The sequence below is a fragment of the Niabella aquatica genome, assembly GCF_054779315.1.
In genome coordinates this window covers 15,300-29,784 of the sequence record NZ_BAAGYM010000028.1, presented here as the reverse complement: position 1 = coordinate 29,784, position 14,485 = coordinate 15,300, and the positions used below count along the sequence as shown (strand labels likewise).

Genomic DNA, 14,485 nt, shown 5'->3' with positions numbered 1-14,485 from the left:
CAATTAAGCTCCAAAAGACTAACACAGTGAAACTTTTTCAATACCCGGCAGCACAAAATAACGGTTAATTTTGAAGTGATGGCACCGAAGTTTTTAAAAAGGTTATTCTCAGAGAAGTATTTATTCCATACCCTTGTTTGGATGGTGTATAGCGTTTATACGTTGATGCGAATGCAGGAATATGTACAGGAAAGCGGGTGGCTGTTTGCAATGTTACCTTTTTTCATGACGCTTATATTGACTGCTACATTAATTTACGTCAATGCTTATTTGTTGGTACCACTGCTGCTCGATAAGAAAAGGGTTATCGGCTACACCGTATGTATCATATTGCTGATCGCCTTGTGTACGTTTGCGCGCAGTGTGGCTCTGCGTTATTGTGATTCTTTATTATGGCCTTCAAAAACCCCATCAGCTTACGCTTATTTTACCTGGACATTGCTTGACAATTTCTGGGCCATTCTGATCTCAACATTGCTATTGTTCAGCCTTAGATGGATCGATCAAAAAGATAAAGTGAAGAATATTGAGATAACACAATTGCAATCTGAACTAAGATATCTCCGGACTCAAATAAACCCACACTTTCTATTTAATGGTCTAAATACCATTTATGGAAACATCAATAGTGAGAATGAAGAAGCCAGAAATATAGTATTGCAGTTTTCGGACTTGCTAAGGTATAGCTTGTACGAAGCGGACGTAGAATGGGTCGAACTTGGACAGGAAATAGCGTGTTTGGAAAACTACGTAGCACTGCAAAAAGCGAGAAGAAATCAAAACCTGGAAATAAGCTTCTCCGTTAAAGCGCCCAAACAATCAGTAAAAATTGCTCCATTAATCTTTATTCCCTTCGTGGAAAATGCGTTTAAACATGGACTGGCCGTAGGAGATACCGATAGTTTTGTTGAAATTTCCCTTCATCAAAAAGTACAAGAGCATATACTATTTCATTGCAGCAATTCTTATGAAGACCGGCCTGCAAAACAAAGCGGTATTGGGCTTGCAAATGTAAAGCGCCGATTAAATTTGTTGTATCCTGAGAAGCACCGTTTGAAAATCAGCGACAATGGTCATGTTTATTCAATTGATCTATGCATTGAATTGTCATCTGCAAAATCTGATGATTGTAATGAGGCGTTTCAATGAATGTGTTACAGATATCGTTGCCGTCAAACCGAAGGGATCCGATAGCTAACGATATGATTCATTGCAGATCTTCCCCTTCAAATGCGAAAGGCAGCAGGTTTTTGACAGTATTGATTACATAAACAGGCCCTTCCATGCCCGACAGGATCACTCTTATAGGATGTTTGACTCTTGTTTCATATTCCAGCAACGCCTGTCTGCACATACCGCAGGGAGAAATGGGTTGATTGCTTTTACCTTCTTCTGGCTGATAGGTAATGGCAATTGCTTCGATCACTTCGTTGGGATACAAGGTTCCGGTAGCGGCAAGTAAACTTCTTTCGGCGCAAATACCTACTGGAAACGATGCGTTTTCCTGGTTGGTGCCTTTTACTGTTGCTCCGTTAGCCAGTTTTGCTACACTGGCTACATGAAACCGGGAGTAAGGAGCATAAGACACTTCAGTTAACTCGCGCGCCTGCCGCAAAATATCAGCGTCGGCGCTGTCAAGATCGTTAATGTCATCAAAAACTGTATAGGAAAAATTATAGCTGAGCTTTTTCATTTCAATTATATCTTCAATAAAGATACTATTGTTATGCGCTCATCCCTGAAAAAATTATATCCTGCGTGATGGTTAAATGCTTATATTGGCAGAAGAAAATTTTCGGTGAATTTTTCAAGCTATGCTTGCATAATTTTGCAGTGAGAATTTTCATATCCGTCAGGTATATTTAAACTTAATAAACAGCATCTCATGTTCAAAAAATTACTTTTTCTTATTGCCGCCGGTTTATCAGTATTTCATACCTATGCTTACGATTCCAAAGACCTTATTGGCCGCTGGGATATTACAATAGATAAGAGCGGGATAAATGCTCCTTCATGGCTTGAAGTAAAATTATCTGGTTTTAAAACGCTTGTAGGTTACTTTGTGGCAGAAGGCGGTAGCGCCAGACCTGTATCGGAAGTAAAATTTGATAATGGGGCATTCTCATTTTCTATACCACCGCAATGGGAAAGCGAGCCCAATAACATGGTACTTGAAGGCACTTTAACAGGTAATGGCATAGAAGGAACGGTAGTGTATCCTAATGGGAAAAAATATAAATGGAAAGGTGTAAAAGCCCCTTATTTAAAAAGAACGAAAGCTCCTGTATGGGGTGCTCCCGTAAAACTATTTAATGGAAAAGATCTGACAGGATGGAAAGCGGTTGGTGCCCCTAATCAATGGATCGTAAAAAACGGTGTTTTAACCAGTCCGAAATCGGGAGCAAACCTTATTTCTGAGCAAAAGTTTAATGATTTTAAACTGCATATTGAGTTTCGTTATCAGAAGGGTAGCAATAGCGGTGTGTACCTTCGCGGCCGGTATGAAACACAGATACTGGATAATGATAAAAGTGAGCATCCCTCTAATGTGCTGTTTAGCGGTATCTATGGTTTTCTAACGCCCAGCGAGATCAATTCCAGGGGGCCGGGTGAATGGCAGCGTTATGATATTACCTTAATTGGAAGAATGGTTACCGTAGTAGCAAACGGTAAAACCGTGATCAGCAACCAGGAGATCCCGGGTATTACAGGAGGTGCGTTAGACAGTAATGAGGAAGAACCGGGCCCCATATATTTCCAGGGAGATCACGGGCCTATTGAGTTCAGGAACATAATAATTACTCCGGCGAAATGAAATAATTAAACAATCTTTTTGAAGTTACCGGGAAATGTTCTATATTTGCATTGCGAGGTAGAGCAGCGGTAGCTCGTCGGGCTCATAACCCGAAGGTCGCAGGTTCGATCCCTGCCTTCGCAACTAAATTTACCCGCCGATTGTGGCGGGTTTTTTATTTGAGCGGCTGTAGGGAATCATATCATTTTTAGCTTAAAAAGTGTTGTCTTCCTGAGCCTGCAGAAGGACTTTTTTTCAAATGAATCATGGTCCGGCAAGCTCACCACGACATTGCTCATTGAGGAGGTTTTAATTCCATTGCATAAAGCACCACCTGCTGTTCAGAGGACACAGAGTAACACTAGTTTTCTGCCAGGAATATTCCTAACAGGAGGTTGTCAAAAAATATATCATCCAATTGATGCACAATTTTGAAAAGCATTTTTGTTATAGGAATAACATTTTTCGTTTTTGGGGTTAGGTGTACACCTAACCCCAAAAACGAAAGGTCAGTGGCATTGGGAATATCTAATAGTTCTTTGGTAAAAATATTACAGGAAATAGATGAGGAGGATCAGCGATACAGGCGTGAAACGGAAAAGCTGGTTAATAAAGGCAGCAATGATACTTTGGCTTTTATTTTATTAGGAAAAAAAACCAGCGTGGCAGATTCAATGAACCAGATTAAGGTATTAAAGTTGCTTGATAGCATGGGGTGGCCGGATAAGAAAGTTATTGGGGCAGAGGGATCCAGAACTATTTGGGCGGTATTGCAGCATGCGGATCCTGTGGTACAGGAAAAATATTTTCCTGTGGTAAAAAAAGCAGTTGCAGATTTAAAGGCTGAGCCGGCAGATGCGGCATACCTGGAAGATAGGATACTGGTAAGCAAAGGTTTAAAACAAAAATACGGTACGCAATTGTCAGTAACTATTGGCAGCACGAAATCGTATATGCTCCCGGTTGAAAAGCCGGAATCGGTAGATTCTCTAAGAAACACTGTTTACTTGTTACCATTAAAATATTATTTAAAAAATAAATTTGGAATGGATTGGGATTTGAATACCTATTATAAGGAATTACCTGAAGCGGAAAAGGTCTTGGAGAAACATAGAAAGCGTTATTTATTAAGCAAAGAAAAGTAGTTTTAGGTTTATTTTTGTTGCCGGGAGGCGATAACATAGGAGGTACGAGGCGAGGATGCCTCGAACAGCATCTGTCAACTGTCCTCCGTCAACTATCAACTGAACAATGAAATCAGGTTTTGTAAATATATTCGGCAGGCCCAATGCGGGGAAAAGCACATTACTCAATGCGCTCATGGGCGAGAAGCTGGCTATTGTATCGCATAAAGTACAAACTACCCGGCATCGTATAAAAGCAATTCTTACTGAAAAAGATTACCAGGTCATTTTCAGCGATACGCCTGGCATTATTAAGCCCGAGTATAAGCTGCACGAAAAGATGATGCAATCGGTAAAGGGGGCGCTGGAAGATGCGGATATAGCTTTGTTAATTGTAGATATAAATGATAACTGGGAAGAATGTGATGCCATTTTTACTGCGTTGAAACTTCGTGTACCGGCAGTGGTGGTATTGAATAAAGTAGATAAAGCAAACAAAGAACGGATAGCAGCGGCCAGGGATTTTTTTTCTAAGAAGCCGTATTGCAAAAATACAGCAGCCATCTCTGCATTAACAGGGATTGATTTTAAAAAGTTTCTCCGGCCGATATTAGATCTGTTGCCGGAGGGAGAACCATTTTATGAAGATGACAGCATCAGTGATCTGCCCGAAAAATTTTTTGTAAGCGAGCTGATCCGGGAAAAAATATACGAACTGGCGCAGGATGAAATTCCATACCATACCGCAGTGCTGATCAGGGAATTTAAGGAGAAGCAAACATTAACAAAGATTGTGGCAGATATTATTGTTCACCGCGAAACGCAGAAAATGATACTGATTGGTGAAAAGGGCAGTATGATCAAGAAGCTGGGCACCATGGCACGAAAGGATATTGAGGCTTTTCTTCAACAAAAGGTATTTTTGGAGCTGTTTGTAAAGGTAAAACCCAAATGGCGTGATAATGATCTGCATCTGAAAGAGTATGGATACGGGGTGTAGTTGATACGTTTAAAAGTTTAAGGGTTGACATAGACTTTGTTTAATATAGCAATAAAGAATGGCAGCGTTTATATAGGTTGGGGTAATGTATTACAAAAGAAGCGAGCGTGGCAAGGAAGACGAGATTTGTTCATTGTTGAATAAACAAATAATAATATTTAAAATAAAATTCCCCCTCTGGGGGACTAAGGGGGCTATATGGGTTTTACAGTAGCAATAGTTGGCAGGCCAAATGTGGGCAAGAGCACATTGTTTAATCGTTTGCTGGAGCAACGAAAAGCGATCGTGGACGATGTCAGCGGCGTTACGCGCGACAGACAGTATGGGATCAGCGACTGGAACGGTAAGCTGTTTAATGTGATTGATACCGGTGGCTTTGTGCATGGCAGCGAAGATGTATTTGAACGTGAAATAGCCAAACAGGTATTGATTGCGGTGGATGAAGCCGATGCCATTTTATTTATGGTAGATGCCGGTACAGGTATTACGCATCTGGATGAAGAAATGTCCAATGTATTGCGTAAAAGTATTAAGCCTGTTTTTTTGACGGTAAATAAAGTGGACAATAATGACAGGATGCTGGATGCTACTGAATTTTACAGCATGGGCTTTGATCATGTTTATTTTATTGCATCGGCAAGCGGTAGTGGTACGGGTGAACTGCTGGATGCAGTAGCCGATTTGATCCCCGAAGAGAAAAAAGAAGTGGAAACAGACAAGGAAGCATTGCCGAAATTTGCTATCATTGGCCAGCCCAATGTCGGTAAATCTTCTTTGCTCAACGCATTGGTAGGGCAGGAGCGCACTATTGTAAGCGATATTGCCGGTACTACGCGCGATACTATTCATACGCACTATAATCTTTTTCAGAAAGAGTTTGTCCTGATAGATACAGCAGGCATCCGCCGTAAAGCACGGGTGCATGAGGACCTGGAATTTTACTCGGTGATCCGGGCAATTAAGGCTGTGGACGAAGCAGATATTTGTTTGCTGTTGATCGATGCAGAGAAAGGTATCACCGCGCAGGATTTAAATATATTCAGCCTTGCTGCGAGAAAAGGGAAAGGTATATTACTGCTGGTGAATAAATGGGACCTGGTAAAAAAGGAAACCAATACGGCAAGGGACTATGAAAATGAGCTGAAGAAAAGGTTGGCGCCGTTTACTGATGTGCCGGTGATCTTCGTTTCGGCCCTGGAAAAGACCCGGATCTTTAAAGCAATAGAAACCGCACTGGAAGTGTATGAGAACCGCAGGCGGAAAGTGCCTACAGCTAAACTGAATGACGTAATGCTGAAAGCGGTACAGGCGCACCATGCACCGGTGGTTCGGGGCCATGCTATTAAAATTAAGTTTGTAACGCAGCTTCCTACACATGTGCCATCATTCGCGTTCTTCTGTAATTTTCCTGATGATATAAAAACCCCGTATAAGAATTACCTGGAGAACCAGCTGCGTAAACATTTTAACTTCAGCGGGGTACCGGTAAGATTGTTTTTCAGGAAGAAATAATTAAGCAATTTTTAAGGTTACTATTCTTTATTTTTTGAATAAGAAGAAAAGATAAGCAATGAAAAAGTTTTTTCCGGGATGGTTGATTCTAGGTACCATTTTATTTGTCTCTTGCGAAACGGCATCTACTACAAAAGAAGCTGAACAGGATTCGATAGATGCGGTGGACGCCACCATTAATGATACTGTATCTATGGCAGATACTGCTTTATCTTCAATCGGTGATTCGCTGAAAGCGGATATCAGTAATGCGGCGGATAAGATTAAGCAACATACTAAAGATCTGGGTGATGCAGCCAGGCAAAAGGCAAATGAAGGGGTGGGGAAGTTAAAAGAAGGCGCCCAAAAAATTAAAGATGCTGCTAAAGCTGGTGTGGATGCAGCCAGGGATGAGCTGAAAAAATAATCCCGGGTATTTGCATTACCCAGATTGCCAGTCGCGGGAGGTAGTTCATTTTGCTGTTCCGGCAGTACTTTTAACAACCCATCCCGTATCCGTTCATATCATTTCTATGAATGAACGGTATTTTTAAATAGGTATAAGACCAGCGGAAAAAAAAACTCCAGCCTTGCGGGCTGGAGAAAAATAAAAAAAGAAAAAATAGTTTATTTCACATCAATGTTTGTGTGCAGCTCCTCATCCACCAGGATACGGCCGCAATTTTCGCAGGCAATGATCTTTTTGTGCTGTTTGATCTCACTTTGCTTTTGCGGAGGAATAGAGTAAAAACATCCACCACAGGCATCTCTTACTACCGGAACTACTGCCAGTCCATTTCTGAAATTTCCGCGGATCTTTTCGTAGCTGGCTAATAATCTTGGCTCTACTTCGCGTTTTGCAGCTTCAGATAATTTAGCAAATTCTTTTTCCTCTTTTTCATTTGCAGTAATAATCTTTTCCAGCTCAGATTTTTTTAATTCCAGGGAGCCTTCTTTTGTAGCAATGTTCTTTTTAGCTTTTTCAAGAAGCACTACTTTTTCGGCTATTTCTTCGTTGGCATCTTTAATATGCTTTTCAGCCAGCTTAATTTCGAGCTGCTGCATTTCAGTTTCTTTGTTGATAGCTTCAAACTCGCGGTTATTTTTTACATTTTCACTGTCTTTCTCATATTTCTTAATAAGCGCTTCGCTCTCTTTAATGGCGGCCTTACGTTCTTCTATAAATTCTGTAACACCATTGATCTCTTCTTCAATACGTGTTTGCCTTGCACGTAATCCCTGCAGCTCATCTTCAAGATCTGCTACTTCCATAGGAAGCTCGCCTTTCAGAATTTTAATTTCATCCATCTTGCTGTCAATTTTTTGCAAGTGGATCAATGAACTTAATTTTTCTTCAATGGAAAATTCTTTTAATTGTGCCATATATTTTCAATATTAATCTTTTTAAAACCTGGTTTAAAGGTTTTAAAAATAATGGACAGGATTTGTATTTATGCCTGTTTTAAGGACGGCAAAGTTAGGGAATTTTTGTTCTAAAAGATTCGTCAGCAGCTCAATCGTAAATTGTTCACTTTCGTAGTGGCCTATATCTGCCAGTAAAATATGCCCGTCTGCATCAAAATATTCATGATATTTTATATCAGATGTTATGTAAGCGTCTGATTTTGAATTTATTGCATCTTTAAGTAAAAAGATGCCGGCCCCACCGCAAATACTTACTTTTTTTACCGGCTTGCCGGTTTTAAGGGTATGTTTTATAATGGGCAACCCGAAAATATCCTTCAGCTTTTGCATAAAACGGTCTTCAGTAATGGCATCTTCCCATTCGCCGGTAATACCGGCGCCAATTTGCTGATGCTGGTTGTTGAGCGGGATCACCTCATAAGCCACTTCTTCATAAGGATGGTTGGCTTTTAGTACGGCAGTGATTTTGGCTTCCAGCCAGGATGGAAAAAGGATTTCTATTTTGAGCTCTTCATCCTCATGCCTTTTGTCAATTTCTCCTGTAAAAGGATGGGCCTTTTCGTTAGGCCTGAAGGTTCCGGTGCCGTTTACCCGAAAGCTGCACTCGCTGTAATTACCTATGTTGCCAGCCCCGGCTTCAAAAAGCGCATTCATAACAGTGGTGGAGTGATCGGCGGGCACATAAAAATATAGTTTGCAAAGCTGCCTGGTTTTGGGGGCCAGTATGCGGATTTTTTTTAAGCCGAGTTTTTCTGCTATTTTACCATTTACGCCGGTAAGGCTATTGTCAAGATTGGTATGGATGGCATAAATAGCGATATCATTTTTTATGGCCTTGATGATGGTACGCTCTACATAATTTTTACCGGTTATTTTTTTCAGCCCGCTAAAAATAATGGGGTGGTGGGCAACAATGAGATTGCACTGTTTTTCGATGGCCTCATCCACTATCGCTTCAGTAGCATCGAGGCAGCAAAGGACACCGGTACATGGCCAATCAGGCTGGCCTGTAAGCAGACCGGCATTGTCGTAACTTTCCTGCAGGGCCGCAGGTGCTATGCTTTCTAAATACGATATGATTTGATTGATATTCATGGTGAGTAGTGAGTTGGTAATAGGTAATGTCATCTGGTATCATATAATATCTATTGTCTGAATACTAACTAACATCTCTTTAACTCCGTATAGCCACTACAGGATCCATTTTGGCTGCCTGCATGGCAGGAATGATACCTGCTATAATGCCAACCAGTATACAGATAATAAAGGTCCATACCATATTGGAAACAGAAACATAAATAGGAAATTCGAGCGCTTTGGTAAGTATTACTGCAAGCCCTGCCACGAGCGCCAGGCCTATAAGGCCGCCAATGATACAAAGAAAGGCTGCTTCCAGCAAAAATTCGGTGAGGATGATATGTTTTTTTGCACCAATCGCTTTTTTTAATCCTATCTGAGGGGTACGTTCCTTTACTGTTACAAACATTATATTGGCCACCCCAAAAAGTCCCACGATCAGGCTGATACCGCCTATAATGGCTCCGCCGATATTTAAGCCCACAAAAGCCGCTTCTACCTCTTTGCTGATATCATTCAGGTCATTCAGCGCAAAATCTGATTCCTTTGTGGGACTTAACCGGTGAATGCTGCGCATGACACCTTCCAGCTCATCTTTTAACGCGGTGCTATTGATGCGGTCGTAGCCTTTGACTATTATTTTGGGGTCGGAATAGCGCTCTAAATAAATGGTTTTGGCAAACTGGTAAGGAATTATAATGCTTTTGTCAAAATTCCAGCCGCCTGTGATCTGCTTACCCTGTTTTTTAATAGTACCTATTACTTTTACCATGCGGCCTTTTAGCTTGATCTGTTTGTTAAGGGCCATTTCGGGTATACTAAAAAGCTTGGTAGCTACTTCATCGCCAATTACAGCTACATTGGTGCCATAACTGAATTCTGCATCAGAAATATATCTTCCATTGGCGAAGGCCAGTTTTTGAATATCATTATATTCTTCGCTAACGCCATATACCCTCACTCCATTCAGTAAAGATCCTCCAAATTCTATATTGTCCGAAAGATCATAAAAGAAGGCGGCATATTGAGTGCTGGGTGATCTTTCCCTGATCTGCTTTAGCTCGTAATACTTGGGATAGGGGCGGTTTACAAATTTCCACCAGGGATAATCGGGGCCGCCGCTCCATACCCATTTGTCGATAAAGATAATGTTATCCCCCATGGACTTTATCTCGTTCTGGATATTACGCTGCAGGCTGTTTACAGTGGCCAGCACGCCGATAATGCAAAAAATACCAATAGTAACACCGAACAGACTTAAAAAGGTCCGGAGTTTATTTTTCAGCAGCTCCTGCAGGGCCATCTTGAAACTATTACCTATTATTTCTAAAGTGCGACGGATAGTATTAATTATTTTTGTTCCGCAATTTAATATTTAATTGATATCTAAACCAAAGGGAGCCTAACATTTCCTGTTTCGGGGGGGACATGGATCAGGGGTAGGCTTTGTAGGGTGTGTTCGGCGGTCCTTCCTTTATGCTTAAAACGAAAAAAATATATATACCTAACCAGTAACCAACAGTCTACTCGAATAATTCGTACTTGGTTTTAGGCCGCAGGGCCTCTTTCCATATAAAACCGTCCAGCTTCATTTCAGCAGGTGATTTCTGGCTGATGGGATAAATAGTACCTTCTACCTGGCTTCGGAAAGCCACTTTATATAATTGCTTATTCTGAAAATAGGAATCAATAATATCGCATTGAGACTGGTTGATCCCTGTAAAGGCGCTGTCTTCATCCTGCAAGTAATAAATACACCGGGCTGTGCCTTTAGCCCGGACAGAGTCGAGACCCCCATCTATAAAGAATGCATCAATACGGGTAGCACTGATCTGGTTAAAAGCCTGGCTGCCAATATGATTAACCATAAAACCATTTTTGAAGGCTTCCATCCAGTGTGGTTTTTTATTTTGCGTATGCAGAAGTATGGTGTCTCCGGTGATCTGGTTATCCTTACCCCATACTACAGGGTCCTTAAAAAGCCTGAAGGTCGAGTCTTTAAAAGAATAGAACAGGCTATCGGAAACAGCCTGCATGGAGTCTGAGTAGATCCTTACATGGTGAAACGCTTCAAAATAGCGGTCGGTACTGTCCGTTGCAGCTTTCTTCTGCGCTACAGTAGTAGTATCTCTTCTTATATCTTTTTTTACAGTGATAACCGTGTTGGCAACAACACTGTCTTTGCCTGAAGCGGCTGTTGTATCTGCATTGTTTTTAGCAACAGGTGCGCCGTTTAAAGGTGCTGCCTGCGTTTCAAAAACATCAGAAGGTCTGGCGCTTTTTTTCTGCTTTATAGCACCCGTATCATTCCTTACCTCTTCTTTTACAGCAATAATACTGTCTTCTCCTGTATCAGCTATGTGATTTATATCGTTTTTAGTACCGGATTCATTGTTTACAGGCACTGTCTGCGTTTCAAAAAGATCGGAAAGCCTGGCGCTGAACAAAGTATCAGCGGCCACATAAATAGAATCGTTGTCCTGCTTAATGATCATTACCGGCTTTTGAGTGGCCAGTATCGCTTCGTTGATCCTGTTCTGAAAGATCAGGTTGGCAATAATGATGGTGCCGCGGGTAGAGTCTACGGCTATGGCGTTTCCTTCGGCGCGGGCTATATTGTCGTCGAGGTATACTTTGTCCGCATTAAGGGTAGACTTATTATCATCGTTGATAAAAGGCCGCTGACCAAATTCGGCCTGGCCTGTTCGGAGGTTGTAATACCCTTCTCTGGTATCGATACTTCGGCGCGCGCTATCCTTTATATGTGTCAGGGTAATAAAAGTAGCTATCTGCGTACCGGTATTGTATTGTAAGGAGTCTGTTTTGATATTGTAGGCTGGGTCGGTAACTACCACATTTTTCTTAAAGAACACATCTTTTATATCAGAGTAGTATTCGCCTTCCTTACTGGTGATCACGCTTTTTTTGTTTACTACTTTGCCCCCTTCTTTATAAACGCCTATATTGGTGTTCATATTATAAACCAGGCTGGGTGTGGTAAGCGTGGCCTGCCCGTCGGTAAGTTTTACATTGCCATCAAGATGGGCGATTTGTGTAGTACCAAAATATTTTAAGTGATCGGAATAAATATTTGTAGTATCGGCATCGTTGATGTGTACATGTCCCCAGGCTTCAAATGTATTCAGGTTGTCGTTTTTAATAGCCTTATCCGCTTTGAAAATGGTTTTTCCCTGTTGTAATATTACATTGCCTTCCAGAACGGTAAGCGTAGTGCTGTCATTTTCCTTTTGGATGGATAAAGTGTTGGACTTAATGATTTTAATGGTATCCCGTAGCGGAGCTCCACTTTTGATATTTGCCATTGCAAAGTTATATTTGGCAGTAGTGCCATACACTATAAGGCAGCCTAATACTGCAAAAGCAACGTGGAATGATAAAATGCGGGATGTGAAAGTTTTTATTATCACCGGGGAACAGAGTCTTTTATAGCAGGAGCTGTTAATTCCCCGGCTTTATTTTTTTTACCAAATACTGAAATGTTGACATAGCGTTTTGGATGTACACGAAGATCGTCCAGTAATATTTCTGCGCTTAGCAAAACATCACTCATTTTGTTATACAGCTGCCTGTCGTTGGTCAAGGCACCCAGCGTACCGTTTGGATCAGATATGCGATTAATAGTACTATGAAGATCTGTTATAGCCGCGTTAAGGGTATCAACAGTTTTTTGAAACTCCAGCTGCCTCAGGTTGGCTGTAAAAGTATTGGCATTGCTTAAAATTCCTTGAATGGCCTCATTTTGATTTTTAAGGTTGCCTGTAATAGCACTTACGTTATCCAGCGTATGGGTTAAGGGCTTATTGATACCTGCGAGTAGGGCATTAAGCGTGGCTGTAGAGTAATTGAGATTGGCTATGGCATTCTGCACATCTCTCTGCGTATTTTCATTGAGTATATGATTGAAATGGGAAAGCAGCAGTGTTACAGAATCAGCTACTGTTTTTATTTTTGACATCAGCGGTTTAGCTTCTGAGGACAAATTGCCTAAAAGGCCTGCTTCTTCTTTTGTATTGATCCTGTCGCCGCTCTGGAGATTGGTTTTTGAATTGCCTCTTTCTATAACAATATTAGAAGATCCGAGCAATGCCCCTTCAATATACGCTACAGAATTGGATGGTATATGCACATCTTCTGTTATACTGAGTACGACTTTTACAGCTGTTACGTTTTCATCTGCGGGTTCCATAGAATAGACTGTGCCTACCGTAAGCCCGTTTATTTTTACAAAGTTCGACTTTTCAAGCCCTCCAACTGATTTGAATACAGCATACAGCTTTGGTGTACGGTTGAAAATATCTTTTGCCTTTAAAAATCTGAAGCCAATGATTAATAAAGCTATGGATACAAGGGCTAAAGCCCCGACTTTTACTTCATTTGAGATTCTCATTTTTATATTTTCTTAGGGTTTTGTAGTGGTAGTTAGACGATAATGTTTGATTGATCACATGCAATATAAGCCATAAGACAAAATATATGCCTGAATTTTCATTAACCAGTTCATAGCCAAAGTTTCGCAAAGTAGGTTAAATTAGTTAGTTTAACCATATTTTTCCAGGTAAACCTTTACAGCATTAACAATATCTTTAACAATGGTGTTCTGTCCCTCTTCGCTCATAAGGTAAGCCTGATCTTCATTATTGCTTATAAAACCCATTTCAACCAGTATACTGGGCATTCCTGTAGCCTGTAATACCCAAATGCCTTTATGGTTACGCTGCTGCACCCCACGGCTTGTTCGCCCGCTGGAAATAAACTCTTTTTCTACCAGGGTAGCCAAAGCATAGCTTTTCCTGAAATAATGCTGGGCATATATCAGCATTCTTGCTTTCTCGGCCGGATCGTTCAGGTCCGGCAATTCAAGACTGTCGCTTTCCTGGTCTTCTCCTTCTTCGCTGTAATAATCCTCATCACCATCTTCCGGTAGGGTATTTTTCAGGGAAGACACTTTCTGGTCGTTCTTGTTTACAGCCCATATATACGTTTCAGTTCCTTTTGCTCCGTTCTCTACCCAAACATCCTGATATTTATTTACATAATAAGTTTGTTTTACCTTTTTCTTCCCTTTTTTTACATAACGTGTTCTGGCCTCCCTGCCTATTACTTTTTTAGCGTACCAGCCGCCGGGTTTCTTTCCGGCAGCGTTACAATGCAGGGAAATAAAAAGGTCACCATGGTTATTATTAGCAAATTCTGCTCTGTACCTGTTGGCGGCATTTGCGTTGGTATGATTACCGGGAAGTGCAAAAGAGGGCCGGGTTTCAAGTATTTTAACAGATGGAAACTGCTCTCGTAATGCTTTTGCTAATTTTATACCTACCTGTAAGGTAATCGTGGCTTCATTGGTTTCGGTACCTCTGGCGCCCACATCCGGGCCTCCATGACCAGCATCTACAATAATGGTTTTTACAGAAGACCCCGTTTGCCCATAAGAAAAGCAACAACTTAAAAAAAAGCCTGCAATAAGTATGTATCGGATCATTAATTTATACGTATATTTTTATTTTTTAATAATCATTGACAAAACTTCTGTTTATACAATAGTTACAGAATTTA

The 14,485-nt window shown here is 41.0% G+C and carries 13 protein-coding genes and 1 tRNA gene; 7 read left to right on the top strand and 7 right to left on the bottom strand.

Features of this window, described 5'->3' with window-relative positions; translation table 11 throughout:
* The first annotated feature begins 78 nt into the window (after nucleotides 1-78).
* A complete protein-coding gene (locus ACYVBM_RS17880; protein ID WP_460687065.1) occupies nucleotides 79-1,149 on the top strand; it encodes a sensor histidine kinase in 1,071 nt (356 codons plus the stop codon).
* Nucleotides 1,150-1,207: 58 nt separating this feature from the next.
* Here ACYVBM_RS17880 and ACYVBM_RS17875 read toward each other — a convergent pair whose 3' ends face one another.
* Nucleotides 1,208-1,693 carry a cytidine deaminase gene (locus tag ACYVBM_RS17875; RefSeq protein ID WP_460687064.1) on the bottom strand — a complete coding sequence of 162 codons (486 nt, stop codon included), beginning with the start codon at nucleotides 1,691-1,693 and terminating at the stop codon, nucleotides 1,208-1,210.
* 192 nt (nucleotides 1,694-1,885) lie between these two features.
* Between ACYVBM_RS17875 and ACYVBM_RS17870 the strand changes: the two genes are divergently transcribed.
* From ACYVBM_RS17870 to ACYVBM_RS17845, 6 genes are all read left to right on the top strand, one after another.
* Entirely contained in the window at nucleotides 1,886-2,815 is a 930-nt protein-coding gene (locus ACYVBM_RS17870) for a 3-keto-disaccharide hydrolase (protein ID WP_460687063.1), read from the top strand.
* Between the two features lie 51 nt (nucleotides 2,816-2,866).
* Nucleotides 2,867-2,938 (top strand) — tRNA-Met (locus ACYVBM_RS17865).
* Nucleotides 2,939-3,306: 368 nt separating this feature from the next.
* The gene (locus tag ACYVBM_RS17860) at nucleotides 3,307-3,939 is read left to right on the top strand and encodes a DUF6624 domain-containing protein (protein ID WP_460687062.1); all 633 of its coding nucleotides are present in this window, start codon (nucleotides 3,307-3,309) and stop codon (nucleotides 3,937-3,939) included.
* Nucleotides 3,940-4,045: 106 nt separating this feature from the next.
* Nucleotides 4,046-4,918 carry a GTPase Era gene (gene era / locus ACYVBM_RS17855; protein WP_460687061.1) on the top strand — a complete coding sequence of 291 codons (873 nt, stop codon included), beginning with the start codon at nucleotides 4,046-4,048 and terminating at the stop codon, nucleotides 4,916-4,918.
* A gap of 198 nt (nucleotides 4,919-5,116) precedes the next feature.
* A complete protein-coding gene (der, locus tag ACYVBM_RS17850) occupies nucleotides 5,117-6,430 on the top strand; it encodes a ribosome biogenesis GTPase Der (protein WP_460687060.1) in 1,314 nt (437 codons plus the stop codon).
* Nucleotides 6,431-6,488: 58 nt separating this feature from the next.
* Complete coding sequence (locus ACYVBM_RS17845; RefSeq protein ID WP_460687059.1) at nucleotides 6,489-6,836, top strand: hypothetical protein; 348 nt, start codon at nucleotides 6,489-6,491, stop codon at nucleotides 6,834-6,836.
* A 200-nt stretch (nucleotides 6,837-7,036) separates the two neighbouring features.
* On the opposite strand, the gene ACYVBM_RS17840 is transcribed toward ACYVBM_RS17845, so the two are convergent.
* The 6 genes from ACYVBM_RS17840 to ACYVBM_RS17815 all read right to left on the bottom strand — a co-directional run bounded on the left by ACYVBM_RS17840 (nucleotide 7,037) and on the right by ACYVBM_RS17815 (nucleotide 14,411).
* Complete coding sequence (locus ACYVBM_RS17840; protein ID WP_460687058.1) at nucleotides 7,037-7,792, bottom strand: zinc ribbon domain-containing protein; 756 nt, start codon at nucleotides 7,790-7,792, stop codon at nucleotides 7,037-7,039.
* 42 nt (nucleotides 7,793-7,834) lie between these two features.
* Nucleotides 7,835-8,962 carry a Nif3-like dinuclear metal center hexameric protein gene (locus ACYVBM_RS17835; RefSeq protein ID WP_460687057.1) on the bottom strand — a complete coding sequence of 376 codons (1,128 nt, stop codon included), beginning with the start codon at nucleotides 8,960-8,962 and terminating at the stop codon, nucleotides 7,835-7,837.
* 46 nt (nucleotides 8,963-9,008) lie between these two features.
* On the bottom strand, nucleotides 9,009-10,214 hold the full coding sequence (locus ACYVBM_RS17830) for an ABC transporter permease (protein ID WP_460687056.1): 1,206 nt from the start codon (nucleotides 10,212-10,214) through the stop codon (nucleotides 9,009-9,011).
* 220 nt (nucleotides 10,215-10,434) lie between these two features.
* Nucleotides 10,435-12,234 (bottom strand): OstA-like protein, encoded by a 1,800-nt coding sequence (locus tag ACYVBM_RS17825; RefSeq protein WP_460687055.1) that lies wholly within the window; start codon nucleotides 12,232-12,234, stop codon nucleotides 10,435-10,437.
* Between the two features lie 101 nt (nucleotides 12,235-12,335).
* The gene (locus ACYVBM_RS17820) at nucleotides 12,336-13,319 is read right to left on the bottom strand and encodes an MlaD family protein (RefSeq protein ID WP_460687054.1); all 984 of its coding nucleotides are present in this window, start codon (nucleotides 13,317-13,319) and stop codon (nucleotides 12,336-12,338) included.
* A gap of 150 nt (nucleotides 13,320-13,469) precedes the next feature.
* On the bottom strand, nucleotides 13,470-14,411 hold the full coding sequence (locus ACYVBM_RS17815; RefSeq protein WP_460687053.1) for an N-acetylmuramoyl-L-alanine amidase family protein: 942 nt from the start codon (nucleotides 14,409-14,411) through the stop codon (nucleotides 13,470-13,472).
* Nucleotides 14,412-14,485 lie beyond the last annotated feature (74 nt).

Bases quoted from the DNA above. Each gene is read 5' to 3' on its own strand.
- ACYVBM_RS17820 (WP_460687054.1), bottom strand. From the start codon at position 13,319: ATGAGAATCTCAAATGAAGTAAAAGTCGGGGCTTTAGCCCTTGTATCC.
- ACYVBM_RS17835 (WP_460687057.1), bottom strand. From the start codon at position 8,962: ATGACATTACCTATTACCAACTCACTACTCACCATGAATATCAATCAA.
- era (WP_460687061.1), top strand. From the start codon at position 4,046: ATGAAATCAGGTTTTGTAAATATATTCGGCAGGCCCAATGCGGGGAAA.
- der (WP_460687060.1), top strand. From the start codon at position 5,117: ATGGGTTTTACAGTAGCAATAGTTGGCAGGCCAAATGTGGGCAAGAGC.
- ACYVBM_RS17870 (WP_460687063.1), top strand. From the start codon at position 1,886: ATGTTCAAAAAATTACTTTTTCTTATTGCCGCCGGTTTATCAGTATTT.
- ACYVBM_RS17825 (WP_460687055.1), bottom strand. From the start codon at position 12,234: ATGGCAAATATCAAAAGTGGAGCTCCGCTACGGGATACCATTAAAATC.
- ACYVBM_RS17840 (WP_460687058.1), bottom strand. From the start codon at position 7,792: ATGGCACAATTAAAAGAATTTTCCATTGAAGAAAAATTAAGTTCATTG.
- ACYVBM_RS17875 (WP_460687064.1), bottom strand. From the start codon at position 1,693: ATGAAAAAGCTCAGCTATAATTTTTCCTATACAGTTTTTGATGACATT.
- ACYVBM_RS17845 (WP_460687059.1), top strand. From the start codon at position 6,489: ATGAAAAAGTTTTTTCCGGGATGGTTGATTCTAGGTACCATTTTATTT.
- ACYVBM_RS17815 (WP_460687053.1), bottom strand. From the start codon at position 14,411: ATGATCCGATACATACTTATTGCAGGCTTTTTTTTAAGTTGTTGCTTT.
- ACYVBM_RS17880 (WP_460687065.1), top strand. From the start codon at position 79: ATGGCACCGAAGTTTTTAAAAAGGTTATTCTCAGAGAAGTATTTATTC.
- ACYVBM_RS17830 (WP_460687056.1), bottom strand. From the start codon at position 10,214: ATGGCCCTGCAGGAGCTGCTGAAAAATAAACTCCGGACCTTTTTAAGT.